The following is a 23,835-nucleotide window of genomic DNA, read 5'->3' as shown; positions in this document are numbered from 1 at the left end:
AGTGACCCAGGAGCACAGTATGACCGTAAAAGTTATCGTCACCGATATGGACGGAACTTTCCTTGATGATGCCAAGCAGTACGATCGTGACCGCTTCCAGGCACAGTTTGAGCAGCTTAACGCCCGCGGTATTGAATTCGTTGTCGCCAGCGGCAATCAGTATTATCAGCTCATCTCCTTCTTCCCTGAGCTTAAAGATCGAATCTCCTTCGTGGCGGAAAACGGCGCGCTGGTGTTCGATCACGGGGAACACGTTTTCCACGGCGAACTGACTCGCCATGAGTCGCAGATCGTCATTGGCGAATTGCTGAAAGATAACGCGCTGAACTTCGTGGCCTGCGGACTGGAGAGCGCTTACGTCAGCGATAAAGCCCCGGACGAATTTGTGGCGCTGATGTCTAAGCACTACCATCGCTTAACGCGCGTCAGCGATTATCACGAGATTGACGATGTGCTGTTCAAGTTCTCACTGAACCTGCCCGACAGCGATATCCCGAACCTGATCGACGCGCTGCATGTTTCTCTCGACGGCATTATGAAACCGGTCACCAGCGGCTTTGGGTTTGTGGACTTGATTATTCCTGGCCTGCATAAAGCCAACGGCATCAGCCGCCTGCTGAAGCGCTGGGAGCTCTCCCCGCAGCAGTGCGTGGCAATTGGCGACAGCGGCAATGACGCGGAGATGCTGAAGCTGGTGAAATACTCATTTGCGATGAACAACGCGGCAGAAAGCATCAAACAGATCGCCCGCTACAGCACCGACGACAACAACCACCAGGGCGCGCAGAACGTCATTCAGGCCGTGCTCGATAACCATTCCCCGTTCGACGCCTAATCTCTCTCCCGCCGGAGCCCCGCTCCGGCCTATCACTCTTTTTCCGACCTGTGGCTTGCGTCAAGTTTTTAAACTTGCATTAACTTATTTTTAACTTAAAGTATCACTTGTAGATATTTTTACTTTCGAATGAAAGATGCGAGGCAGTTATGACCTTTACCAGTGAAACTTTGCCAGCGGACCACAAAGCGGCAATTCGTCAGATGAAGCGCGAGCTACGCGCCCAGATCGGTGATGTTCAGGCGGTGTTCGACAAGCTCAGCGACAACATTGCCACCCGCGTGGCAGAGATCAACGCCCTCAAGAATAAAGGCCAACCCGTCTGGCCGACGATCCCGTTCGCGGATGTGAAAAACGGCACAATCACCGCTGAACAGCGCGAGGCGGTTAAGCGTCGGGGCTGCGCGGTGATCAAAGGTCATTTTCCGCGCGAACAGGCGCTGGCGTGGGATCAGTCGATGCTCGACTATCTCGATCTCAATAAGTTTGACGAGGTGTATAAAGGGCCGGGCGATAACTTCTTCGGCACCTTAACCGCCTCTCGTCCGGAGATTTACCCGATCTACTGGTCGCAGGCGCAAATGCAGGCGCGTCAGAGCGAAGAGATGGCGCAGGTGCAGTCGTTCCTGAACCGTTTATGGACATTCGAGAGCAACGGCAAGCAGTGGTTCGATCCGGATGTCAGCGTGATTTATCCGGATCGTATTCGCCGCCGCCCACCGGGCACCACCTCTAAAGGGCTGGGCGCGCACACCGATTCCGGCGCGCTGGAGCGCTGGCTGCTGCCTGCCTATCAGCAGGTGTTTGCCCGCGTGTTTGACGGCAATATTGATAAGTACGATCCGTGGAACGCCGCGCACCGCACCGAAGTGGAAGAGTACACCGTGGATAACACCACCAAGTGTTCGGTGTTCCGTACTTTCCAGGGCTGGACGGCGCTGTCGGACATGATCCCCGGCCAGGGACTGCTGCACGTGGTGCCCATCCCGGAAGCGATGGCTTACATTCTGCTGCGTCCGCTGCTGGAAGACGTGCCGGAAGACGAACTCTGCGGCGTCGCGCCGGGCCGCGTGCTGCCGATTTCGGAAAAATGGCACCCGCTGCTCATCGAAGCATTAACCAGCATACCGGCGCTGGACGCAGGGGATTCCGTGTGGTGGCACTGCGATGTGATCCACTCCGTCGCTCCGGTGGAAAATCAGCAGGGCTGGGGCAACGTGATGTACATCCCTGCCGCGCCGATGTGCGAGAAGAACCTCGCCTACGCGAAAAAGGTGAAGGAAGCGCTGGAAACCGGTGCGTCACCGGGAGATTTCCCGCGTGAAGATTATGAAAAAAGCTGGCAGGACCGCTTTACCGTGAACGATCTCAACATCCACGGCAAGCGCGCGCTGGGTATGGTTTAACTGTCGTACAGCCCTTCCCGCTCAACGGCGGTGCGTCGTTTCCCCTGACGTATCCGCCGTACCGATTCCCGCACGGTCAGCGTGCCGTTCAGCAGCAAGGTTCCCACCGGCGCGTCAGGGCGCATCAGCCGCTGCTGGAGCATATGCACCGCTTCCGTTCCCAGTTCATCACGCGGGACATGCACTGCCGTCAGGGGCACATCCTGAATCGCCGCCAGATTAAAGCCGTCGATGCTCATGACGGAAACGTCCTGCGGTACCCGCAATCCCTGTTTCTGCAAAGCGCTGATGGTGCCCGCCGCCATAAAGTCGCCGCCGACCAAAAACGCGGTGGGCAGATCTTTTCCCTTCTGCTGGTTAAGCCACTCGCTAACCAGCTGTTCCGTTTCGCGCGCGCTAAAGCTCGGCACCACCAGCAGATCGCGCTTGTCGCTGAACGTCAGGTTATGGGCGTGCCACGCGTCGCGGATCCCTGCCAGGCGCAGCTCCATGGTGTAACGGCGCAGGCACAGCACGTTCATCACGTCGCGGTGTCCCATTTCGAACAGGTATTCCGCCGCCCGCTCGCCAATGGCGCGATGGTCCGGCGCTACGGCAGGCAGACGCATGTGGCGGTCACGGCAGTTAATCAGCATGCAGGGTTTCCCCACGTCCACCGCCAGATCGTGGATATGCGGATCGTCAATACCGAGCAGAATGGCTGCCTGGGTATCCGGCTCGTTCATGCGTGCCAGAAAAAGCTGTGCGTCGCTGTCGTTCTCCTCCAGCGCACAGTAGCGTAGCCGAACCTCGTGCGAAGCCAGCCCTTTGCTGACGCTCTGGATCACGCGGTAGTAAAAGATGTCGGACCGCTCGTCAAAGGCTCGCTGGGGAGCAAAAACCACCAGGCTGTTAAGCAGCAGACGCCCCGCCGCCATGCCATCCATCACCCCCAGCTCCCGTGCGCACGCCAGCACCTTTGCACGCGCTTTTTCGCTGGTGTTCGCTTTGCCCGCCAGCACGCGGGAAACGGTACTGATAGAGAGTTGCGTACGGGCGGCGATTTCGGTGATTTTTAGCCTTTTGTCCATTTTGTGATCTGGCTCCATTTGCGAAATGAAAAAATTTTCATAGCGTATCTGTCAGGTAATAGCGGGCATAACGACCATCATGCCAGAGGGTTTGCGCCCGTTATGAGAAACTTTGCACAAAATCCACTATTGCCCACTCATTTTCTCCCTTAAGGTGAACTTGTCACACAACTTCCATACTAGTTGTATAGCAACTTAAGCATTCTAAACGGATAGAAATCAAAGGCATAACAATCTGTGTGACACCTGAACCTCCGTCCCCTTAGCGTCCGTCTTGTGGAGAGTAAAATGAGTCAGGACATCAATAACACCGTTGCGACAAGCAAAACCCGTCGCGTCATCAAGAACCTGCGCTGGTACGTGCTGGTGCTGTTTTTACTGGGCGTCACCGTTAACTACATCACCCGAAACTCATTGGGGATCCTCGCGCCGGAACTGAAAGAGAGCCTCGGGATCACCACCGAGCAATACTCCTGGATCGTCGGCGCATTCCAGATCGCCTACACCATTTTCCAGCCCCTGTGCGGCTGGCTGATTGACGTCATCGGCCTGAAGATTGGCTTTATGGTCTGCGCCGGGATCTGGGCGCTGATGTGTATCTTCCACGCGGGGGCCGGAAGCTGGCTGCACCTGGCTATCCTGCGCTTCTTTATGGGGGCCTCTGAGGCCGCCGCAACCCCGGCGAACGCCAAAACCATCGGTGAATGGTTCCCGAAATCGGAACGTCCTGTTGCCGCCGGTTGGGCGGGCGTGGGCTTCTCCATCGGTGCGATGCTGGCCCCGCCAATTATCTACTTTGCTCACGCGTCGTTTGGCTGGCAGGGTGCGTTTATGTTTACCGGCGTGCTGGCGCTGCTGTGGGTGATCCTCTGGTGGGCGTTCTACCACAACCCGGAGCAGCACCCGAACCTGAGCAAGGATGAGCTGGCATTTATCAAGCAGGATAACGAACCGCCTGCGGTCAAACTGCCGTTCCTGACCGCGCTGAAAACCGTCTCGAAAAACAAACGTTTCTACGGTATCGCCATCCCGGCCTTTATGGCGGAACCGGCCTGGGCGGTGTTGAGCTTCTGGGTGCCGCTGTATCTCGCCAAAGAACACGGCATGGACCTGAAGCAGATTGCGATGTTCGCCTGGCTGCCGTTCCTCGCCGCTGACCTCGGCAGCGTGGCAAGTGGCTACCTGACGCGATTGTACACCCGCCTGTTCGGCTGCTCCCGCGTTAACTCGGTCGTCGCCAGCTCCGTCACCGGCGCGTTTCTGATGATTTCTCTGGGCATTGTCGCCATTACCCGCGACCCGTATATCACCATCGTGCTGATCTCCATCGGCGGCTTTGGGCACCAGATTATCTCCTGCATGCTCAGCGCCCTGGTCGTGGAGTCGTTTGATAAGGGCCAGATGGCGACCGTCAACGGCATGCGCGGCTCGGCGGCGTGGATCGCCAGCTTCCTGTTCTCGCTGTTAATCGGTGTGACCGCCGACAAAATCGGCTTTAACCCGCTCTTTATTGCCATGGGCTTCTTTGACCTGATTGGCGCTGTCTTCCTGGTAGCATTTATTGCTGAACGTCGCGCCAAGCGCGCCTGATAGTGGATGTATTGCATATGAAAACCCTGAAAAACTGGACCGTTGATACGCAGTCGGCAAACCATCTGGAACTGCTGGTGGATAACCAGCACCGCCTGTGCCTGTATGTGCTGGAAGAGAACCTGTTCCGCGTGCTGATCAAACGCAAAGGTGAACTGGCGCTGGACCGCACCTGGAGCATCGCCCCGGCGCAAGACGTGCCGTGGGAAGGTCGCCGTCGTGACGATGTCAGTGGCTTTACCTGCCCGGCCTGGACGCTGACGCGGCAGGAAAATACCGTGACGGTGGCGACGGAGCAGCTTCGGGTGACCATCCACCAGCCCCTGTGGCTGGAGTGGCACTACCGCAATGACGCGGGCGAATGGCAGCCGCTGGTCAATGACCGTCCGACCAGTGCGTACCTGCTGAACGCCCACGGTGACGGCGTGGCGCACTATCTGAGCCGTCGCAAGGACGAACGTTTCTACGGGCTGGGCGAGAAAGCGGGCGATCTACAGCGCAACGGTAAACGCTACGAGATGCGCAACCTGGATGCGATGGGCTACAACGCCGCCAGCACCGACCCGCTGTACAAGCACATTCCGTTCACCCTCACCCGTCGCGACGACGTGAGCTACGGCCTGTTCTACGATAACCTGAGCAGCTGCTGGCTGGATCTGGGCAACGAGATCGACAACTACCACACCGCCTATCGGCGCTGGCAGGCGGAAGCGGGCGATATCGATTACTACATCTTTACCGGCAAGCGCGTACTGGACGTCACCAAAGCCTTCGTGCGCCTGACCGGGAAAACGCTGTTCGGACCGAAATGGAGCCTGGGCTACAGCGGCTCGACCATGCACTATACCGACGCGCCGGACGCGCAAAACCAGCTGATGAACTTTATCCGCCTGTGTGAAGAACACGCGATTCCATGCGACTCGTTCCAGCTCTCCTCCGGCTATACCTCCATTAACGGCAAGCGCTACGTCTTTAACTGGAACCATGACAAAGTGCCGCAGCCGAAGGTGATGAGCCAGGCGTTCCACGATGCCGGGTTAAAGCTGGCCGCCAACATCAAGCCGTGTCTGCTGCAGGATCATCCCCGCTATAACGAAGTGGCGGAACGTGGCCTGTTCATTCGCGACTCAGAAACTGATGCACCTGAACGTTCCAGCTTCTGGGATGACGAAGGATCACATCTCGATTTCACCAACCCGCAAACGGTGCAGTGGTGGCAGAACGGCGTGACCACGCAGCTGCTGGAGATGGGGATAGACTCGACCTGGAACGATAACAACGAATATGAAGTATGGGACGGGGAAGCACGCTGTTTTGGCTTCGGCAAAGAGATTGCCATCAAACACATTCGCCCGGTGATGCCGCTGCTGATGATGCGCGCCTCGCTGGAAGCGCAGCAGCGTTTCGCGCCGGAAAAACGTCCGTATCTCATTTCCCGCTCCGGCTGCGCCGGGATGCAGCGCTACGTCCAGACCTGGAGCGGCGATAACCGCACTCACTGGGATACCCTGCGCTATAACATCCGCATGGGGCTGGGCATGAGCCTCTCCGGGCTGTTCAACGTCGGCCACGACGTCGGCGGTTTCTCCGGCGACAAGCCAGACGCCGAGCTGTTCGTGCGCTGGGTGCAAAACGGCGTGATGCATCCGCGCTTTACCATTCACTCGTGGAACGATGACCACACGGTCAACGAGCCGTGGATGTACCCGGGCGTCACCCCCGCTATTCGCGGTGCGATTGAGCTGCGCTACCGTCTGCTGCCCTATCTCTACACCCTGCTCTGGCAGGCGCACGCCGACGACGAACCGATGCTGCGCCCGACCTTCCTCGACCACGAGCACGACGCGCGGACCTTCGAAGAGTGCGATGACTTCCTGCTGGGCCGCGACCTCCTTGTCGCCAGCGTCGTCGAGGCCGGGCAGCGTAAACGCCACGTCTGGCTGCCGGATAACGAAACCGGCTGGTACGATTTCTACACTCACGAATGGTTCGCTGGCGGGCAAGCGATCGTCCTCGACGCGCCGCTGGAGAAACTGCCGCTGCTGGTGCGCGCCGGTGCCGGTCTGCCGCTCAGCGAGCGCATCCGTCACGTGAGCGCCGAAAAAGACGATACCCGCGAGCTGAAGCTGTTCCCGGTGAAAGGCGTCGGCACCACGTCCGGCCTGCTGTTTGAAGATGACGGCGAGTCCTGGGGCTACCAGAACGGCAATGCGCTGTGGGTGGCATGGGAAATGGTGTGCGACGGGGCAACCGTCAACCTGAACATCAGTGCACGAGGTGATTATCGTCCGGCGTGGAACGCGCTGAAGGTGTCGTTACCGGCGGGGGAAAAACGTAAGCTGCTGGTGAATGGTGAAGAAAGGTGTGATTGGGTGGTGTAGTGCGGCCTGATGCCCTCACCCTGACCCTCTCCCACAGGGAGAGGGAATGGAACGTAGGCCGGGTAAGGCGAAGCCGCCACCCGGCTTTTTTTAACTCTCGATACCTTTGCTGCGCAGGTAATCTTCGTAGTTACCGGTGAAGTCAACCACGCGCTCTGGCGTAATTTCGATCACGCGGGTCGCCAGCGAGCTGACGAATTCACGGTCGTGAGAAACGAAGATCAGCGTGCCCTGATACATCTCCAGCGCCATGTTCAGCGATTCGATAGATTCCATATCCAGGTGGTTAGTCGGTTCGTCCATTACCAGGATATTGGGTTTTTCCATCATCAGCTTGCCGAACAGCATGCGGCCCTTTTCACCACCGGACAGCACTTTCGCCGGCTTTTTGATGTCGTCCTGACTGAACAGCAGACGACCCAGAATGCTACGCACCGCCTGCTCGTCGTCGCCTTCCTGCTTCCACTGGCTCATCCAGTCAAAGACGGTCAGGTCGTTTTCGAACTCGTATTCATGGTCCTGCGCGTAGTAACCAATCTGCGCGTTTTCTGACCACTTCACGGTGCCGTTGTCCGGCTGCAGTTCACCAACCAGGGTTTTCAGCATGGTGGATTTACCCACGCCGTTGGCACCCAGAATGGCAATCTTCTCGCCCACTTCCAGCAGCAGGTTGAAGTTTTTAAACAGCGGACCTTCATCGAAGCCTTTGGTAAGGGCTTCCACTTCCAGCGCGTTACGGAACAGTTTCTTGTCCTGCTCGAAGCGGATGAACGGGTTCTGACGGCTGGAAGCTTTGACTTCTTCCAGCTTGATTTTGTCGATCTGACGGGCGCGGGACGTCGCCTGACGAGACTTAGAGGCGTTCGCGCTGAAGCGGCTGACGAAGGATTGCAGGTCCGCAATCTGCGCTTTCTTCTTGGCGTTGTCGGCCAGCAGGCGTTCACGCGCCTGGGTCGCAGCCGTCATGTATTCGTCGTAGTTGCCCGGGTACACGCGCAGCTCGCCGTAGTCCAGATCCGCCATGTGCGTACAGACCATGTTCAGGAAGTGACGGTCGTGCGAAATGATGATCATGGTGCTGTCGCGGTCGTTCAGCGTCTGCTCCAGCCAGCGGATGGTGTCGATGTCCAGGTTGTTCGTTGGTTCGTCGAGAAGCAGGATGTCCGGGTTAGAGAACAGCGCCTGCGCCAGCAGGACACGCAGCTTCCAGCCTGGCGCGACTTCACTCATCGGGCCGTAATGCTGTTCAACAGGAATGCCCACGCCCAGCAGCAGCTCGCCCGCACGCGCTTCAGCTGAATAGCCATCCATCTCGCCGTAATGCGTTTCCAGTTCGGCCACTTTGTAGCCGTCCTCTTCGCTCATTTCAGCCAGGGCGTAAATGCGATCGCGCTCCTGCTTCACTTCCCACAGCTCCGCGTGCCCCATGATCACGGTGTCCAGCACGGTGAACTCTTCGAAGGCGAACTGATCCTGACGCAGCTTACCGATGCGCTCGTTCGGATCGAGCGACACGTTGCCAAGCGTCGGCTCCAGGTCGCCGCCGAGGATCTTCATAAAGGTGGATTTTCCGCTACCGTTGGCACCAATCAGGCCGTAACGGTTGCCGCCGCCAAATTTGACGGAAATGTTTTCGAACAGCGGCTTACTGCCAAACTGCATAGTGACGTTGCTGGTAACTAACACGGGGAGATTCCTGCGAAAAGTGTGATAAACACGGCATTATGCCACAATTCCGAATTGAGATCCCGTGTTGCGGCAATCCACTAAACTTTAACAAAATCGAAAAAAATGTGATTTCGTACACATCTGAATTCCCTGCGAGCGGGAATGCACATATAATGCGCTCCCATCATAGATTCAGACTTATCAACTCATCGCCTGAATGGCTTAGATACCTCGCACAACATGAACATGAAATTAACAACGCTTTTTGCGGCGGCGTTAGCCGTAGTAGGTTTTTGTAAGACCGCGTCTGCGGTGACGTATCCCCTGCCGACAGACGGAAGCCGTCTGGTGGGCGAAAACCAGGTGGTGACGGTACCAGAAGGTAACTCTCAGCCGCTGGAGTATTTCGCCGCACAGTACCAGCTGGGCCTGTCTAACATGCTGGAAGCAAACCCGGGCGTTGACCCGTATCTGCCAAAAGCGGGTACCGTACTGAATATTCCTCAGCAGCTGATCCTGCCGGATACCGTTCATGAAGGTATCGTCATTAACAGCGCCGAAATGCGTCTGTATTACTACCCGAAAGGCACCAACACCGTTATCGTGCTGCCAATCGGCATCGGCCAGCTGGGTAAAGACACCCCAATGAACTGGACCACCAAAGTTGAGCGTAAGAAAGCGGGCCCAACCTGGACCCCTACCGCCAAAATGCACGCAGAATACATCGCTGCCGGCGAACCGCTGCCAGCCGTTGTGCCAGCCGGCCCGGATAACCCGATGGGTCTGTACGCGCTGTACATTGGCCGTCTGTACGCCATTCATGGCACCAACGCCAACTTCGGTATCGGCCTGCGCGTAAGCCACGGCTGCGTGCGTCTGCGTAACGACGACATCAAGTTCCTGTTCGAAAACGTGCCGGTCGGTACGCGCGTGCAGTTCATTAACGAACCGGTAAAAGCGACCACTGAGCCAGACGGTAGCCGTTACATTGAAGTGCACAACCCGCTGTCTACCAGCGAAGACCAGATCAACAACAACGAAGTCGTCCCTGTGACGCTGAACAGCGCGGTGCAGGCGGTGACCTCTCAGCCTGACGTGGAAACGACCATCGTTGACCAGGCCGTGCAGAACCGCTCCGGTATGCCGGTGCGTTTGAACTAATAACGAGCATTAAAAAAGCGGGCTTCGATGCCCGCTTTTTTTTACCCGTTATTCACGATAACTATCCCGCCGTGGTCGTACCGATAGTGGCAGTGGGCATATTCCAGCGGCGTGCCATCTTCCAGATAAATGACCTGCTCCACCTCCAGCACCGGATCGGTTTCCTCGCAGACCAGATGTTGCCTGTCCAGCGCATTGGGTTTTAGCGCCCGCACCACCCTGTATGACCCCATAATTTTCAGCCCCAGCGCCTCCTGAACATACTGAAACACCGAACCGTCAAGATGGCTTTTCGTCAGGCCGGGCACCAGGGTCATCGGCATGACCGTTGAATCCAGCGACATCGGTTCACCATTTAATAAACGCAGGCGAATAAAGTCATAGACCGGCGCATCGGCATTAATCATCAGCGACGCCTGCTCTTTCTCGTTCGGGAAGCGCAGTTCAAAATGCACCACCTGGCTCGTGACCGTACCCAGATGTTCCCAGGTTTTGGTGGCACCAAAATAGTCGCTGCCGGAGAGATCCCACTGGGAAAGCTGAAGGAAGTTTTTGCGGATAAAGGTGCCCTGCCCCTGACGGGTATAAACCAGACCTTCGACAATCAGCTGGCGCATCGCCTGCTGGATGGTCATCCGGCTGGTGCTGAACTCCGCCGCCAGCGCAAACTGGTCCGGCAGGGGTTCGTTGGCGGCGTACTGCTGGCTGATAATGCGTTTTTTAATTTCCCGCGCTATGGTGATGTACTTCGCCGCCATCGTCCTTCCTTTCAGTTAGTTTTCTATCCCGCTGTTTTTCAACGCCACTCGCTCGGCAATCTTGAGGAAAGGCAGGTAGAAGAATACACCAAAAACAATGATTGCCAACTGCACCACCACCGCCCGCCAGTCCCCTGCCGTGGCCAGCCAGGCGCTCAGAATCGGCGGCGTGGTCCACGGGATCATCACCACGCAGCGCGACATTAACCCCAGCGTAGTGCAGAGCCAGGCAACGTAAATGCCAATCGCGGGCAACAGCACAAACGGGATCATCAGCGGCAGGTTAAAGACAATCGGCAGGCCAAAAATCACCGGCTCGTTGATGTTGAATAAACCGGGCGCCAGCGACAGGCGCGCCACCTGCTTCGCCGACTTCTGCCGGGAGAAGATAAAGATGGCGATCAGCAGCGAAATGGTGCTGCCCGTCCCGCCCACCATGCCAAACGTCGGCACGAAGATGTTGTTGATGATATGCGGGATGGGCTGGCCATTGGCAAAGGCCAGCATGTTCTCGTTGGTGTTGATCAGCAGGAACGGTTCCAGTACCACGCTGTTGACCACCGACTGATGAATCCCGAGCGTGAACAGGAAGTTACCGAAGCTGTAGATAAAAATCGTTCCCGGCAGGCTGGTGTTGATCAGCCGCAGCGGCTGCTGGATAAAGGTCGTGATGAGATGGATCAGGTCCGTGTGCAGCACATTTGCCAGCAGTGCTGCCAGCACGGCAAATACTGACAATGTCAGAATGGTTGGGATCAGCGCGGTAAAGGATTTACTCACCGCCGGAGGCACATTTTCCCCCAGCGAAATGTGCAGCGCCTTGAGCCGCGAAATGGCAATAAACAGCTCCGTTGAGAGTAGCCCGATCAGCACTCCGGCAAAAATCCCGGTAGAGCCGATATTGGCGAACGTCAGTACCTGAGTGACGTTCACCGTGGTCTCGCTGCCGACGGGCGTCAACTGCAGGCGCATCGGCATCATGATGATAAAACTGCTGACGGCGATAACCACTGCCGAGACCGGATTGTCGAAATCTTTATTGCGCGCCAGCGACCAGGCAATCATCGGGGCCAGCAGCAGCGCGGCGATATTCAGCGTGCCGTTGATTATCGCCTCCCCCCAGACCTTAAACTGCGTGAGCGTGTCGCCGTCAAAAATCCACGGGAACACCACGTTGTTCACCAGCACCGCCAGACCGGCGAGGATGAAAATCGGCATCACCGTGGCGAAGGCATCGCGCAGGGAGCGCAGGTGCACCTGGTTTGCCAGGCGCGCCGAGAACTCAACAAATTTATCGACAAAGGACTGCATATGCGGTGTGATTTTTGTTTCAGACATAGCGGATAGTTCCCATCAATCAGTCACAAAAACGGCCCGGCAGCGTACGGCTTACATCTCGCGTCCGTTGGTATGAATGACCTGTTTCAGCCAGGCGTAGCTTTTCTTCGGCACGCGCTTCAGGTCTTTCAGGTCGTGGTTTTCTCGGTTGACGTAGACCACGCCGTAGCGCTTACGCATGTCGCCCTGGGAGCTGAGAATGTCGATTAACCCCCAGCCGAGGTAGCCGATGACCTCTGCGCCATCTTCGAACATCGCCGCTTTCATTGCGTCGATATGCGCCCGGTGGTAGTCGATGCGGTAGGTGTCCTCAATCGGGTTGACGCCGTCCCAGGACTCAATCACGCCAATACCGTTTTCAATCGGGAAGACCGGCATCCGCCAGTCGTTGGCGTAGCGGGTGATGATGGTGCGAAAGCCCATAGGGTCGATCTGCCAGTTCCACTCGGTGGCTTTCAGGTACGGGTTATTTTTCTCACCGTGTAGCAGGTAATAGTTGACCGGCGTGCCTTCCGGGATGGCATCGCTGTCCAGCGTTTTGCTGGCGTAATAGCTGAAGGCCATAAAGTCGTTTTTGGTGCGCGCCAGCAGCGCTAAATCTTCGTCGCGGTAGATATCGCCAAAGCCTTCCTGCTCCACCACCGCCATCACCGCCGGGCTGTAACCCTGACCCGCAAAAACGCGCAGCAGGTTCTGGTTGAGGAATTCATCGTACTGCTGGGCGCAGAAGATATCGCGCGGTTTGCAGGTGGCCGGGTAAATCAGCTGGTGCGCCAGCATGCCGCCCATCAGCTGGCCCGGTTTGGTCTGGTGCAGATACTCGGTCAGCGACATATGCGCCACCATCGCATGGTGCTGTAACTCATAGAGCTCGCGAAGGGTTTGCTCCCCTTTCAGGTAACCGGAAATGCGGAAGGCTTCCGGCATATGGAAAATGTTCTGCTCGTTGAAGGTCAGCCAGTACTTCACCCGGTCGCCAAAGCAGTCGATCATCTTCTTGCCGTAGCGGATAAAGGCCTCCATCACGCGGCGATCGTTAAACCCGTTGTACTCCTGCGCCAGCGCCAACGGCATATCGAAGTGATAGAGGCAGATCATCGGCTCGATGCCGCGCGCGATAAGATCGTCAATAAAGCGGTCGTAAAACGCGATCCCCTCGTCGTTGAACGCGCCATCGCCCTGCGGGCAGACACGGCTCCATGAGATCTGAAAGCGGTAGCAGTTCATGCCCAGATCCTGCATCAGGTCGAAATCTTCCCTGTAGCGGTGGTAGGAGTCGGTCGCCACTTTCCAGTCGGAGATATTTTCCCCGGCTTCACGAATGTCGTAGACCGACATGCCCTTTCCGCCCTCGTTCCATGCCCCTTCCGTCTGCATGCTGGAGACCGAGTTACCCCATAAAAAATTGGCTGGCAGCGATGTATTCATGCTCTCTCCCTATATGACTAGTCATTTTAAATTTCATGACTAGTCATATAGGCGAAGATGAAAAGGTGATCAAAGGGGAGGATCGTTTTTTGTGAGATGGATTGAAATAATGCCTACGGAAAGTAGCCCCGGTAAGCGAAGCGCCACCGGGGAGAGGACGGTTATTGCTGTGCAAGCTGGTTACGACGATATTCCCCCTGGCGCTCAAGCATCCAGCCCGGGTATTCCCCCGGCAACGCGCTGACGGCATCAAGCTTTTTAAGCTCGTCTTCGCTTAAGCGGATCCCGGTTGCGGCGATATTGTCATTCAACTGATCGACGCGTTTCGCGCCCACGATCACGCTAGTTACCGCTTTCTGATGAAGCAGCCACGCCAGCGCGATCTGCGCGACGGAGACGCCTTTGCTTTCGGCAATCGTGCGCATTACATCCACGCAGTCGAAGGCACGATCTTTATTGACCGGCGGGAAGTCAAACTCCAGACGGCGCCCGCCCGATTCGCTCTGCCCGTTGCGATCGTATTTCCCGCTCAGCAGACCGCCCGCCAGCGGGCTCCAGACCATCAGCCCGACGCCTTCGCTCTGCATCATCGGCACCAGCTCGCGCTCAAGATCGCGCCCGGCGATGGTGTAATACGCCTGCAAAGACGCGAAGCGTGCCAACCCCAGACGCTCGGAGATGCCAAGCGCTTTGGCAATCTGCCACGCTGCCCAGTTCGAGACGCCGATATAGCGCACGTGGCCGTGCTGTACCAGGGTATCCAGCGCACGGAGCGTCTCTTCAATGGGGGTGGCAGGGTCAAAGCCGTGCAGCTGGTAGAGATCGATATGATCCAGCTGCAGGCGGCGCAGACTCTCCTTCACGCTGCCGATGATGTGATACCGCGAGCTGCCGCGCGAGTTCACGCCCGCGGTGCCGGTTTCACCGAACACTTTGGTCGCGACCACCACGTTCTCCCGCGGAACTTTCAGGTTCTTCAGCGCCTGGCCGGTGATCTCCTCCGAGCGCCCTTCCGAGTAAACGTCGGCGGTGTCGATAAAGTTGATCCCGGCATCCAGCGCGCGGCCCACCAGCTGTTCGGCTTCGCTCTGCTGCAGCTGGCCAATCTTGCCCCACATGCCGCCTTCTCCGCCGAAGGTCATGGTCCCGAGGCAGAGTTCAGAAACAAACAGACCGGTGTTGCCCAGTTTTTGATAACGCATAAGTCATTCCTCACATGTCGAATGGGTGCCAGTTAGTTATACCCGCCCCTCTGTCATCGCGAATGTGGCGTTCCTGTCCGTTTCTTGCCCAATCCTCTGAATTTATCCGCGCGGGGCGTCGCCAAAGACGCTGTAATCCGGGAGCTGCACCTGCTGATACGGCTCCCAGCCGCCGCCAAGCGCCTTGTAGAGCGCCACCAGATCGAGCGCGCTTTGCACCTGCGCCTGAGCGCGCTGCTGCTGAGCCTGGGCGAGCTGACGCTGGGCATCCAGTACGTCGATAAAGCTGGCGATGCCCTGTCGGTAGCTGTCGCTGGCTAAGTCAAAGGCGTTTTGCAGGGCGTCGATCGTTTTTGCGAGGCCCGCTTCACGCTGCTGGTCGGTGCGGTAGCTGACCAGCGCGTTTTCAACATCGCCGAGCGCGGTGAGCACCGTCTGCCGATAGTCCAGCACCGCTGCCCCCTGCTGCGCGCGCGCCACCTTCACGCTGGAGACCAGTCGTCCGCCCTGGAAGATCGGAATAGAAACCTGCGGACCGAAGCTGTAGAAATGGCTGCTCCAGTCGGTCAGCCAGTTGGTTTCGCTGTTACGCAGGCCAAACTGCCCGGAGAGGGTAAAGCTCGGGAACAGCTCGGCCACCGAGACGCCGATTTGCGCAGTGGCGGCATGAAGATTCGCCTCCGCCTCACGCACGTCCGGACGACGGCGCGCCAGCGTGGACGGAATGCCCGTTTGCACGATATCCGGTAGCGCAGGCATTGGCTGCGCTGACTGGAGTTCGGCATCCAGTGCGCCCGGCGGCTTGCCGAGGAGGATTGCCAGGCCGTTCATCGCCTGCCGCGCCTGCGCCTGATATTGCGGCAGTTGCGCTTCCAGATTTCCCAGCTGCGCCCGGGCATTTTCTACGTCCATCTGTGGCGAGAGCCCGCCGCGCTGACGGCTTTCGGTGAGATCCAGCGTCTGCTGTGCGCTCTCAATCTGGGTGTTCAGGGTGGCGATAATGCTCTGCGCGCCGCGCAGCTGTAGCCACGCCCGCGCCACTTCCGCTTCCAGCGACACCAGCGCGTCGTTACGCTGCTCGATAGCCGCCTTCTGCTGGGCTTCCGCGGCTTCCACCTGACGGCGCACCTTGCCCCACAGGTCAATTTCCCACTGGGCGTCGAAACTGCCCTGGTAGAGGTTGATCGGCTGCGTCAGCGGGCCTAACGCGCCCCGCAGGGCTGGATCGACATTATCCAGTTGGTCATACACGCCGTGGGATTTCAGCTCGCCTTCCAGCCCGAGCTGTTGGCGCGTCGCCTGTAGATTGCCATTAACCGACGGGAAAAATGCTCCGCCTGCCTGATTAATCTGTTCACGTGCCCCGGCAATGCGTAGCACCGTTTGCTGCAGGGTCAGGTTTCCGGCAATAGCCCGTTCAACGAGGCTATCGAGCTGCGGCGAGCCGAAGGTTTTCCACCAGCGCGGGTTGGTCGCAGCGGAGATGGTTTGCGATTTCACGCCGCTGTCGCCCTTATCGTTCCAGTGCGTGACGGCCGGCGGCGCGGGTGGCTGGTAATCCGGTCCCACGGCACAGCCAGCCAGCAGCAGCATTATCATCAGGGGGTGTAAACGTCTGTGTATCATCAATGTGCTCCTGCACTCCCCTCGCTCTTAACCGGCGAGAGCAACAAACAAAACGGAATCAGTAACAAGGCCACCACGCTCAGCAGGGTGAAGACGTCGATGTAGGCCAGGAAGCGCGACTGCTCGATCATGGTCTGGTACATCCGCCCGGTGGCAATGCCGGTTGGGTCACCCACCTGAGTCGTGAAGTTCTGGATCGCCTGGGCGCTTTCGCGTATCGCCTGCTGAAACTGCTCGTTAAACGGTGAAGCGTGATACGCCAGATGCGCGCTATGGGCCTGCGAGCGCTCGGTAATGGCCGCCGTCGAGAGCGAAATCCCAATCGAGCCCGCCACGTTGCGGAACATGGTAAACAGCGCCGCCGCGTCGGCGTTGAGCCGTCTCGGTATCGAGATGAAGGCAATCGTGGTGAGCGGCACAAACAGGAACCCCAGCCCAATCGACTGAGCGCTGCGGAACAGCACCAGAGTTTCGAAGTCGATATCCGGCGTCAGCGTACGTGACCAGAAGAACGATGCCGCCAGGCAGGTAAAGCCAAAGGCGATAATCCAGCGCGTCTGCACCACCGGCATGAGCTTCAGCACCAGCGGGATGGTGAGTACAATCAGCACCGCGCCGGGCGACAGCACCAGCCCGGACCAGGTGGCGGTATAGCCCAGATCCTGCTGCGCCAGCTGCGGGATCACCACCGAGCTGCCGTATAAAATCATCGCCATCCCAGCCATTAACAGGCTGGAGATCGCGAAGTTGCGGTCTTTCAGGCAGTAGAGATCCACCACCGGCTTTCTGGCATACACCAGCCAGTAGATCGCGCCGATGATGCCGATCAGCGTCAGCACGGCGAAAGTGCGGATAAAGTTTGAGTAGAACCAGTCTTCATCCTCTCCCCGGTCCAGCATCACCTGCAAACAACCGAGCCCTAAGGCGATCAGCCCGATCCCCGTCCAGTCGATGGTTAGCTTCTCTTTCGATTTACTCTCCCACGGCGGATCTTCCAGCAGCTGATAGATCGCCAGTACCGTGACGATCCCCACCGGGATGTTGATAAAGAACACCCAGCGCCAGGAGTAGTTGTCGGTGATCCAGCCGCCGAGCGTGGGGCCGAGCACCGGCGCAACGATAATCGCAATAGAGGAGAGACCAAACGCTTTGCCCCGGTCCTCCGGCTTGAAGTAGTCGAGCAGCACCGACTGCTGGGTAGGCTGCAACCCACCGCCAAAGAAGCCCTGCATCACGCGGAACAGGATGATCTGCCACAGCTCGGTGGCGATCCCGCACAGGAACGAGCAGACGGTGAACATCACAATGCAGATTAAGAAGAACTGCTTGCGGCCAAATACCCGGCTCAGAAACGCCGAGATGGGCAGCACGATGCCGTTCGCCACCAGATAGCTGGTTAAAACCCAGGTCGATTCGTCATAGCTGGAGGAGAGCGAACCCGCGACGTGCGGCAGCGCCACGTTAACGATGGTGGTGTCCAGAATTTCCATAAACACCGCCAGGGTGACAACAATCGCCACCGCCCACGGGTTACTGGCGGGTTTCCAGCTGTCGTGGCTATGATCCGTCATTCCACTGTCACCTTCGGCGCCACCGACAGCCCCAGCGGCAGCGGTTTATTCGGGTCGAGTCCCTTATCAATCACGATTTTCACCGGCACGCGCTGCACAATTTTGACGAAGTTGCCGGTGGCATTTTCTGCCGGGAAAGCGGAGAAGCGTGAGCCACTGCCCTGCTGAATACTGTCGACGTGGCCCTCAAGTTCCATATCCGGCCACGCATCCACGGAGACGGTGACCTTATCGCCGGGCTTCATGCGTTCAAGCTGGGACTCTTTAAAGTTCGCCACCACCCATACGTTAGGGGAAACCAGTGAGAACAGCGCGGTGCCCGCCTGCACCAGCGTCCCGGGCTGCACGTTGCGTTTGGTGACAAAACCGTCGAACGGGGCGCGGACTTCGGTGTAGGAGAGATTCAGATTGGCCGTTTCGAGCTGCGCTTTCGCCTGCTCGACCTGACGCTCACGTGCTTCAACGTTGGTTTCCTGCTGGCGAATTTGCAGTTGAACCTGCTCCGCCACTTCCAGCTGCGCCTGGGCGCTGGCCAGTGCAGCCTGCGCGCTGCGCAGCTGTGCGTTCGCAGAATCAATACTTTGTTGCGTGGTCGCCCGCGGGTCGACGCCGCGTTGACGACGGTACTCCGCCTGCGCGTTCGCCAGATCGGCCTGCGCTTTCAGTACCTGCGCTTTCGCTTCGTCGCGCTGGGCAGGATACTGCACTTTTGAGAGCGCCAGCTGCGCCTGGGCCTGATGGAGCTGCGCGATAGCCAGTCCAAGCTGAGCCTGAGCCTGATCGCGCTGGGCGGTGGTATCGCGTGGATCGATAACCACCAGCAGATCGCCTTTTTTCACGCGCTGGTTATCGCGCACGTGCAGCCCGGTGACATAGCCCGCAGTTTTGGGGGCAATCGTCACCACATCGCCATCGGTAAAGGCGTCGTCAGTTGTCTCTTCGTTACGGGTTAAAAACCACCAGACCAGCGCCACGACAACCATCACTACCACGACAATGCCGAGGATAATTAACGGTTTTTTGCCCGGTCGCTTACGTTCATTATTGTTGTTTTCCTGCTCGTCAGCAGGCGTTTTTTGATCTTCAGCCATAGTTCAGCAACGGTCCTGTCAGTGAGCGGCATCACACTATGCCGTTCACTAAAGCTAGGACGTTGCTATACGTTTGCCAGGAAAAACTGACAAATTGCGCACTATATGAGAAGGAATAATCCGAAACCGATCGCCGCAGCCCACACCAGCATGGGGAGGGACCAGAGATGGAAGCGCCACCAGATACGACGATCGCTGGCCATACGCAGGGCGATGAGGTTTGCCAGCGAGCCGGGCAGCAGCCCAAACCCGCCAATGTTCACCGCCCAGGCCAGAAGGGTGTCAGGCGGAACATAGTTGAGCAGCAGAATGGTGGAAGGCACGTTGCTGATAAACTGCGACAGGCCAATGGCCGTCAGCCACAGACCCGGCTGAGACAGCGTGCTGACGCTGTGCAACACGTTTTGCAGCACCGGAAGCTGGATAAGAAGATGCACATCAATAAACATCGCCATAAAGACCAGCAGCAGCGTCCAGTCCACGCTCACCAGCACCCGGCGTGCCAGCACGACAAAGCCTGCGGCGACCAGTAGCACACCCGCCAGCTCAACCTTCAGTTCCAGCGCGATGAGAAAGACGATGTACAACCCGAGGCAGCTCCAGACCAGACGCGGCTGCCACTGCGGGCCCGCGGTTCCGCTATGGTACTGCAGTTTTTTATCCGGAAAAGCAAACCAGCATACCGCCAGTAGCGACAGCATCATCACCAGTGCCAGCGGGGCCATTTGCCAGGTAAAGGCGGCAAACGACAGGCCGGACCGCCCCCAGAGCAGGATATTTTGCGGGTTGCCGATAGGGGTCAACAGAGAACCGGCGTTCACGGCCAGCGCTTCAAAGATGATCAGCCGGCTGACCGGGATCTCGCAAAGCCTGCGTAGCGTCAGCGTGAGGGGCACGATGATAAACAGTGCCACATCGTTGGTCAGAAACGTCGACAGCACCGCAGCGGAGAAGACCATAAACAGCGCCAGCCTGCGCTCGGTGGCAAAACGGCGCACCATTTTACGGCCCAGCACGTCAAAATAGCCGCTCAGCTCAACCCCTTTGGTCAGCATCATTAACCCACTCAGGGTAATGATGGTGCGCCAGTCAATGGCGGCAACCCAGGCGCGGGGCGCAAACGGCACAAAGAGGCTTAACCCTGCGCCAATGATTAATAAGAGATGGAAGAAACGATCGCGTGCCAGGGCATGCAGTCCGGGGATTTTCATTCAGCGGAGGGACCGTATTTAAGGGTAAATTCACGAAACTTCACCAGCGTCTCTTCACTTACGTGGTGCTCCATTCCTTCCGCATCCCGGCGGGCAATCTCCGGGCTAACGCCCAGTACCAGTAAAAAGTTCTCGACCAACTGGTGACGCTCGCGGCTCTCCTGCGCAAGCTTCTCCCCTTCCGGCGTCAGAAATACACCGCGCCAGGGGATCATTTCAATTAAGCCCACCGAAGCCAGACGTTTTAACATTTTAGCCACTGTCGGCTGTGATACCCCCAGTCTGGCGGCCATATCGACCTGCCGCGCTTCCCCGACTTCACGGATCAGATCGGAAATCAGCTCAACATAGTCATCAATCAGTTCACGACGGTGCGCTTCACGGACCTGGCGAAACCCTTCGACATGTTCTTCAACATTCACCAGCTGCGTCGTTTTTCTGATTGTTGGCTTACCTGCACGACGGTTCATTGTACTTCCTCAGTGGGGTGACGCTTCCAGCGCCCGGTATCGAGAGCGCACATTGTAAACCATCCCTCTGCAAGCACAAAAAATTAACGAAATAGCCATAGCTATACAATATAGCCTGTGCTATATCTGTATGTAATGCAGTCACCCTTCACGGATCGAAGGGATCAAAAATCAGGAGGTCTTATGAACGAATTCAAGAGGTGTATGACCGTGTTTACCCACTCTCCCTTTAAAGTGCGCTTGATGCTGTTGAACATGCTGTGCGATATGTTTAACAACAAACCGCATCAGGACGACAAACCTTCCCACTAAGCGGCGTTGCGGTACGCCGCTTCATCTCTGCGTCACATTCCCGCTGTAAACTGGCTCCCGGCCGCCCTATTCCCGATCTTTTTTACGGATTTGCAATCCTCTTCGCAAAACATCTGTTGAGCAACTGTTGCTATTATTTTGCGCTCGCACTATCTTCTTGCAGCCCTGCACTATTTGCGGCTCGCTGAAGCGGACCCTCATTCCCTTTCTACGCACTGTCAGGCAGGTTATGACCCTTGACGCCAGGGTGAGCACATGGCGTTTTTATCCATGATAGTGACCTATGAATTTAACCCTGATAGATTCTGTCGTTACCCGTAGCCGGGCCTTAAGCCCGTGGACGGCGTTTTACTTTTTGCAGTCATTGCTGATTAACTTTGCACTAGGCTATCCCTTCAGTCTGCTGTATGCGGTGGCGTTCACCTGCATTCTGCATGTGCTGTGGCGGGCCGCTCCGCGCGTGCAAAAAACGCTGATTGGAATCTGTTCGCTGGTCGCTGCCCTCTATTTCCCGTTTGGCCAGGCTTATGGCTCGCCAAACTTTAATACCCTGCTCGCGCTGCACTCGACCAATATGGAAGAGTCGACGGAGATCCTGACCATCTTCCCGTGGTACAGCTACGTGGTAGGGCTCTTTATCTTCGCACTGGGGGTTATTGCCCTCCGCCGTCAGTCAGTTGAGAAAAAGTCCTGGGGCAAGATCGAAATTCTTTGTCTGGTATTCAGTATTGCCGTGGCGTTCGTCGCCCCCATCCAGAATATTCCCTGGGACGGTAAGTTAAGGCTCATTAACGTTGGTTATCCGGTTTTCCGCTTCGTGAAAGACGTTGTCGTGAATAACAGAGAAGTGCTCGACGAGCAGGCCCGCATGGCTGAACTTTCCAATAAGAAAGACGCCTGGAACGTGCTGGCGGTGAAGCCGAAATACCATACCTACGTGGTAGTGATCGGCGAGAGTGCCCGTCGCGACGCAATGGGCGCATTCGGCGGACACTGGAATAACACGCCGTTTGCCAGCTCGGTCAATGGCACCCTGTTTACTGATTATGTCGCGGCCAGTGGCTCGACGCAGAAATCGCTGGGTCTGACGCTAAACCGTGTGGTAGAGGGCAAACCCCAGTACCAGGATAACTTTGTTACCCTGGCAAACCGCGCAGGTTTCCAGACATGGTGGTTCTCTAATCAGGGGCAAATTGGCGAATACGATACGGCCATCGCCAGTATTGCGAAGCGTGCTGACGAAGTGCAGTTCCTGAAGAGCGGTGACTTTGAGGCCGACAAAAATACGAAAGACGAGGCGCTGCTGAAGATGACGGCGCAGGTGTTTGCCACCCCACGCACCCAGCCTCAGCTGATTGTCCTTCACCTGATGGGCTCACACCCGCAGGCCTGCGATCGCACTGACGGGAAATACGCGGATTTCGTGCAGTCCAAAGAGACCTCTTGTTATCTCTATACCATGACGCAAACCGACGATCTGCTCAGCAAGCTGTACGATCAGCTGCGCAATACGGGCGACAGTTTCTCTGTGGTCTATTTCTCGGATCACGGGCTGGCGTTTAAAGAGCGTGGCAAAGAAGTGCAATACCTGGCCCATGACGACAAGTTCCAGCAGAACTTCCAGGTCCCGTTTATGGTGCTGTCAAGTGATGATAAAACGCATCGCGTGATTAAAGCGCGCCGTTCGGCGAATGATTTCCTGCAGTTCTTCTCTCAGTGGACGGGGATTAAAGCCGAAGAGATAAAAAATGCGTATCCGTTTATCTCCAACAAGAAAGCGCCCCCAGTGTACGTTACCAACTTCAAGTTACAGAAAGTTGACTATAACCATCTGGGTACGGATATTTTTGATATTAAGAGTAAGTGATTTCTGCCGTCAGACTGATGCCCTCACCCTGACCCTCTCCCACGTGGAGAGGGAACAAACAAAAAAAATCCGCCACATTGGGCGGATTTTTTATTCGATCACCGGAGTGATTAGAAGCGGTAACCTACGCCCGCGATCCAGGTGCCAACGTCAACGTTGCGGATACGGCTCTGCTCATAGGAGAAGTCCAGAGCAACGTCCTGGATTGGGTTGAACTGCAGGCCTGCGCCATAGGAGAAGCCGTAGTCGCTGGTGCTTGCAGTGCGGTTCAGACCCTGGTTTTCGGTCTGCTGGAATTTACCGTAGCCAACACCTACAACACCGTAGATGCTTGCCCAGTCATTCAGACGGTAAGCTGGACCAGCAGTGATACCGTAGTACTGGCCTTTGTTGTACGCGCCGTTTTCAGTACGATCTTTCTCGGTGTAGGTGAAAGAACCGATCACGCCCAGCGGGTTGTTATCCTGCTCGTAACGATACTTCAGGTTGAAACCGTTAGTTTTGTTCATTACGCCCTGCATATCGCTCTGAGCGTAACCACCGGTTACAGTAGAAGTAGCCGCTACAGCGGTACCTGCGGAAACAGCCAGTACAGCGGCCAGTGCTGAAAGACATGCAATTTTTTTCATAACCACCTCAAATGTGCTTCAAGTAAGTCCGTAAGTTTTAAATATATCAAAAAATTTTGCGAAACTCTTTGTGATTCGTGATGTCTAACGAGGTCTTTCCTGTAACAGAACGTTTCCAACCTCAGCTAACTCTTTCAAATCACATGCGATTTTTCCTACAAAACGCCCATATTGCGCGTCTGTGCTGTTACATTCATCCAGATTATTCCTAATCTTTAAGG

19 protein-coding genes are annotated in these 23,835 nt (G+C 56.9%); 7 read left to right on the top strand and 12 right to left on the bottom strand.

Annotation, left to right across the window (positions count from 1 at the left end):
* Positions 1 to 19 precede the first annotated feature (19 nt).
* Together L3068_RS06850 and L3068_RS06845 are read left to right on the top strand one after the other, a co-directional pair.
* Positions 20 to 835 carry a Cof-type HAD-IIB family hydrolase gene (locus tag L3068_RS06850; RefSeq protein ID WP_117580604.1) on the top strand — a complete coding sequence of 272 codons (816 nt, stop codon included), beginning with the start codon at positions 20 to 22 and terminating at the stop codon, positions 833 to 835.
* A gap of 149 nt (positions 836 to 984) precedes the next feature.
* Positions 985 to 2,241, top strand: coding sequence for a DUF1479 domain-containing protein (locus tag L3068_RS06845; protein ID WP_023332478.1), 1,257 nt, complete (start codon positions 985 to 987; stop codon positions 2,239 to 2,241).
* Here the strand turns inward: L3068_RS06845 and L3068_RS06840 are convergent.
* Positions 2,238 to 3,311, bottom strand: coding sequence for a LacI family DNA-binding transcriptional regulator (locus L3068_RS06840; RefSeq protein WP_023332477.1), 1,074 nt, complete (start codon positions 3,309 to 3,311; stop codon positions 2,238 to 2,240). The two genes, L3068_RS06845 and L3068_RS06840, sit on opposite strands and share 4 nt — an antisense overlap.
* 288 nt (positions 3,312 to 3,599) lie before the next feature.
* Between L3068_RS06840 and L3068_RS06835 the strand changes: the two genes are divergently transcribed.
* The gene (locus L3068_RS06835; RefSeq protein WP_014883122.1) at positions 3,600 to 4,901 is read left to right on the top strand and encodes an MFS transporter; all 1,302 of its coding nucleotides are present in this window, start codon (positions 3,600 to 3,602) and stop codon (positions 4,899 to 4,901) included.
* Between the two features lie 17 nt (positions 4,902 to 4,918).
* Complete coding sequence (locus L3068_RS06830; protein WP_147326918.1) at positions 4,919 to 7,282, top strand: glycoside hydrolase family 31 protein; 2,364 nt, start codon at positions 4,919 to 4,921, stop codon at positions 7,280 to 7,282.
* A gap of 90 nt (positions 7,283 to 7,372) precedes the next feature.
* On the opposite strand, the gene L3068_RS06825 is transcribed toward L3068_RS06830, so the two are convergent.
* Complete coding sequence (locus L3068_RS06825) at positions 7,373 to 8,968, bottom strand: ABC-F family ATPase (protein ID WP_014883120.1); 1,596 nt, start codon at positions 8,966 to 8,968, stop codon at positions 7,373 to 7,375.
* 222 nt (positions 8,969 to 9,190) lie between these two features.
* Here L3068_RS06825 and ldtB point away from each other — a divergent pair, with 222 nt between their 5' ends.
* Positions 9,191 to 10,111: a L,D-transpeptidase gene (gene ldtB / locus L3068_RS06820; protein WP_014883119.1), complete on the top strand. Its 921-nt coding sequence runs from the start codon at positions 9,191 to 9,193 to the stop codon at positions 10,109 to 10,111.
* A 41-nt stretch (positions 10,112 to 10,152) separates the two neighbouring features.
* On the opposite strand, the gene L3068_RS06815 is transcribed toward ldtB, so the two are convergent.
* The 9 genes from L3068_RS06815 to mntR all read right to left on the bottom strand — a co-directional run bounded on the left by L3068_RS06815 (position 10,153) and on the right by mntR (position 20,806).
* Positions 10,153 to 10,869, bottom strand: coding sequence for a GntR family transcriptional regulator (locus tag L3068_RS06815; protein ID WP_117580610.1), 717 nt, complete (start codon positions 10,867 to 10,869; stop codon positions 10,153 to 10,155).
* Between the two features lie 15 nt (positions 10,870 to 10,884).
* Positions 10,885 to 12,207 carry a PTS sugar transporter subunit IIC gene (locus tag L3068_RS06810; RefSeq protein ID WP_014883117.1) on the bottom strand — a complete coding sequence of 441 codons (1,323 nt, stop codon included), beginning with the start codon at positions 12,205 to 12,207 and terminating at the stop codon, positions 10,885 to 10,887.
* A gap of 51 nt (positions 12,208 to 12,258) precedes the next feature.
* Positions 12,259 to 13,635 (bottom strand): glycoside hydrolase family 1 protein, encoded by a 1,377-nt coding sequence (locus L3068_RS06805; protein WP_023336963.1) that lies wholly within the window; start codon positions 13,633 to 13,635, stop codon positions 12,259 to 12,261.
* A 161-nt stretch (positions 13,636 to 13,796) separates the two neighbouring features.
* Positions 13,797 to 14,837: an aldo/keto reductase gene (locus L3068_RS06800; RefSeq protein WP_014883115.1), complete on the bottom strand. Its 1,041-nt coding sequence runs from the start codon at positions 14,835 to 14,837 to the stop codon at positions 13,797 to 13,799.
* Between the two features lie 102 nt (positions 14,838 to 14,939).
* On the bottom strand, positions 14,940 to 16,463 hold the full coding sequence (locus tag L3068_RS06795) for an efflux transporter outer membrane subunit (protein WP_023332473.1): 1,524 nt from the start codon (positions 16,461 to 16,463) through the stop codon (positions 14,940 to 14,942).
* On the bottom strand, positions 16,463 to 18,034 hold the full coding sequence (locus tag L3068_RS06790; protein WP_045134221.1) for a DHA2 family efflux MFS transporter permease subunit: 1,572 nt from the start codon (positions 18,032 to 18,034) through the stop codon (positions 16,463 to 16,465). Before L3068_RS06790 ends, L3068_RS06795 begins: the two co-directional genes overlap by 1 nt.
* Positions 18,031 to 19,125, bottom strand: coding sequence for an HlyD family secretion protein (locus L3068_RS06785; RefSeq protein WP_014883112.1), 1,095 nt, complete (start codon positions 19,123 to 19,125; stop codon positions 18,031 to 18,033). The genes L3068_RS06790 and L3068_RS06785 overlap by 4 nt, the downstream gene beginning before the upstream one ends.
* 101 nt (positions 19,126 to 19,226) lie before the next feature.
* A complete protein-coding gene (locus L3068_RS06780; RefSeq protein ID WP_023332471.1) occupies positions 19,227 to 20,336 on the bottom strand; it encodes an anion transporter in 1,110 nt (369 codons plus the stop codon).
* The gene (gene mntR / locus L3068_RS06775; RefSeq protein ID WP_014169260.1) at positions 20,333 to 20,806 is read right to left on the bottom strand and encodes a manganese-binding transcriptional regulator MntR; all 474 of its coding nucleotides are present in this window, start codon (positions 20,804 to 20,806) and stop codon (positions 20,333 to 20,335) included. The genes L3068_RS06780 and mntR overlap by 4 nt, the downstream gene beginning before the upstream one ends.
* Positions 20,807 to 20,989: 183 nt before the next feature.
* On the opposite strand from mntR, the gene mntS reads away from it, so the two are divergent.
* Entirely contained in the window at positions 20,990 to 21,118 is a 129-nt protein-coding gene (mntS, locus tag L3068_RS06770; protein ID WP_014831181.1) for a manganase accumulation protein MntS, read from the top strand.
* A gap of 283 nt (positions 21,119 to 21,401) precedes the next feature.
* The gene (locus L3068_RS06765; RefSeq protein WP_117580612.1) at positions 21,402 to 22,985 is read left to right on the top strand and encodes a phosphoethanolamine transferase; all 1,584 of its coding nucleotides are present in this window, start codon (positions 21,402 to 21,404) and stop codon (positions 22,983 to 22,985) included.
* A gap of 110 nt (positions 22,986 to 23,095) precedes the next feature.
* Here the strand turns inward: L3068_RS06765 and ompX are convergent, their stop codons facing one another.
* A complete protein-coding gene (gene ompX / locus L3068_RS06760; RefSeq protein WP_014883110.1) occupies positions 23,096 to 23,614 on the bottom strand; it encodes an outer membrane protein OmpX in 519 nt (172 codons plus the stop codon).
* Positions 23,615 to 23,835: the final 221 nt, after the last annotated feature.

The sequence above is a fragment of the Enterobacter cloacae complex sp. ECL414 genome (genome assembly GCF_021869685.1).
Taxonomy (GTDB): domain Bacteria; phylum Pseudomonadota; class Gammaproteobacteria; order Enterobacterales; family Enterobacteriaceae; genus Enterobacter; species Enterobacter kobei.
Note: the sequence above shows the minus strand (reverse complement) of the source record. Positions and strands in the feature narration are given on the sequence as shown.

Coding starts and splice junctions, on each gene's coding strand:
- L3068_RS06795 (WP_023332473.1), bottom strand. CDS start 16,463: ATGATACACAGACGTTTACACCCCCTGATGATAATGCTGCTGCTGGCT.
- mntR (WP_014169260.1), bottom strand. CDS start 20,806: ATGAACCGTCGTGCAGGTAAGCCAACAATCAGAAAAACGACGCAGCTG.
- L3068_RS06830 (WP_147326918.1), top strand. CDS start 4,919: ATGAAAACCCTGAAAAACTGGACCGTTGATACGCAGTCGGCAAACCAT.
- L3068_RS06785 (WP_014883112.1), bottom strand. CDS start 19,125: ATGGCTGAAGATCAAAAAACGCCTGCTGACGAGCAGGAAAACAACAAT.
- L3068_RS06840 (WP_023332477.1), bottom strand. CDS start 3,311: ATGGACAAAAGGCTAAAAATCACCGAAATCGCCGCCCGTACGCAACTC.
- L3068_RS06790 (WP_045134221.1), bottom strand. CDS start 18,034: ATGACGGATCATAGCCACGACAGCTGGAAACCCGCCAGTAACCCGTGG.
- L3068_RS06800 (WP_014883115.1), bottom strand. CDS start 14,837: ATGCGTTATCAAAAACTGGGCAACACCGGTCTGTTTGTTTCTGAACTC.
- ompX (WP_014883110.1), bottom strand. CDS start 23,614: ATGAAAAAAATTGCATGTCTTTCAGCACTGGCCGCTGTACTGGCTGTT.
- L3068_RS06805 (WP_023336963.1), bottom strand. CDS start 13,635: ATGAATACATCGCTGCCAGCCAATTTTTTATGGGGTAACTCGGTCTCC.
- ldtB (WP_014883119.1), top strand. CDS start 9,191: ATGAACATGAAATTAACAACGCTTTTTGCGGCGGCGTTAGCCGTAGTA.
- L3068_RS06845 (WP_023332478.1), top strand. CDS start 985: ATGACCTTTACCAGTGAAACTTTGCCAGCGGACCACAAAGCGGCAATT.
- mntS (WP_014831181.1), top strand. CDS start 20,990: ATGAACGAATTCAAGAGGTGTATGACCGTGTTTACCCACTCTCCCTTT.
- L3068_RS06835 (WP_014883122.1), top strand. CDS start 3,600: ATGAGTCAGGACATCAATAACACCGTTGCGACAAGCAAAACCCGTCGC.
- L3068_RS06780 (WP_023332471.1), bottom strand. CDS start 20,336: ATGAAAATCCCCGGACTGCATGCCCTGGCACGCGATCGTTTCTTCCAT.
- L3068_RS06850 (WP_117580604.1), top strand. CDS start 20: ATGACCGTAAAAGTTATCGTCACCGATATGGACGGAACTTTCCTTGAT.
- L3068_RS06810 (WP_014883117.1), bottom strand. CDS start 12,207: ATGTCTGAAACAAAAATCACACCGCATATGCAGTCCTTTGTCGATAAA.
- L3068_RS06815 (WP_117580610.1), bottom strand. CDS start 10,869: ATGGCGGCGAAGTACATCACCATAGCGCGGGAAATTAAAAAACGCATT.
- L3068_RS06765 (WP_117580612.1), top strand. CDS start 21,402: ATGAATTTAACCCTGATAGATTCTGTCGTTACCCGTAGCCGGGCCTTA.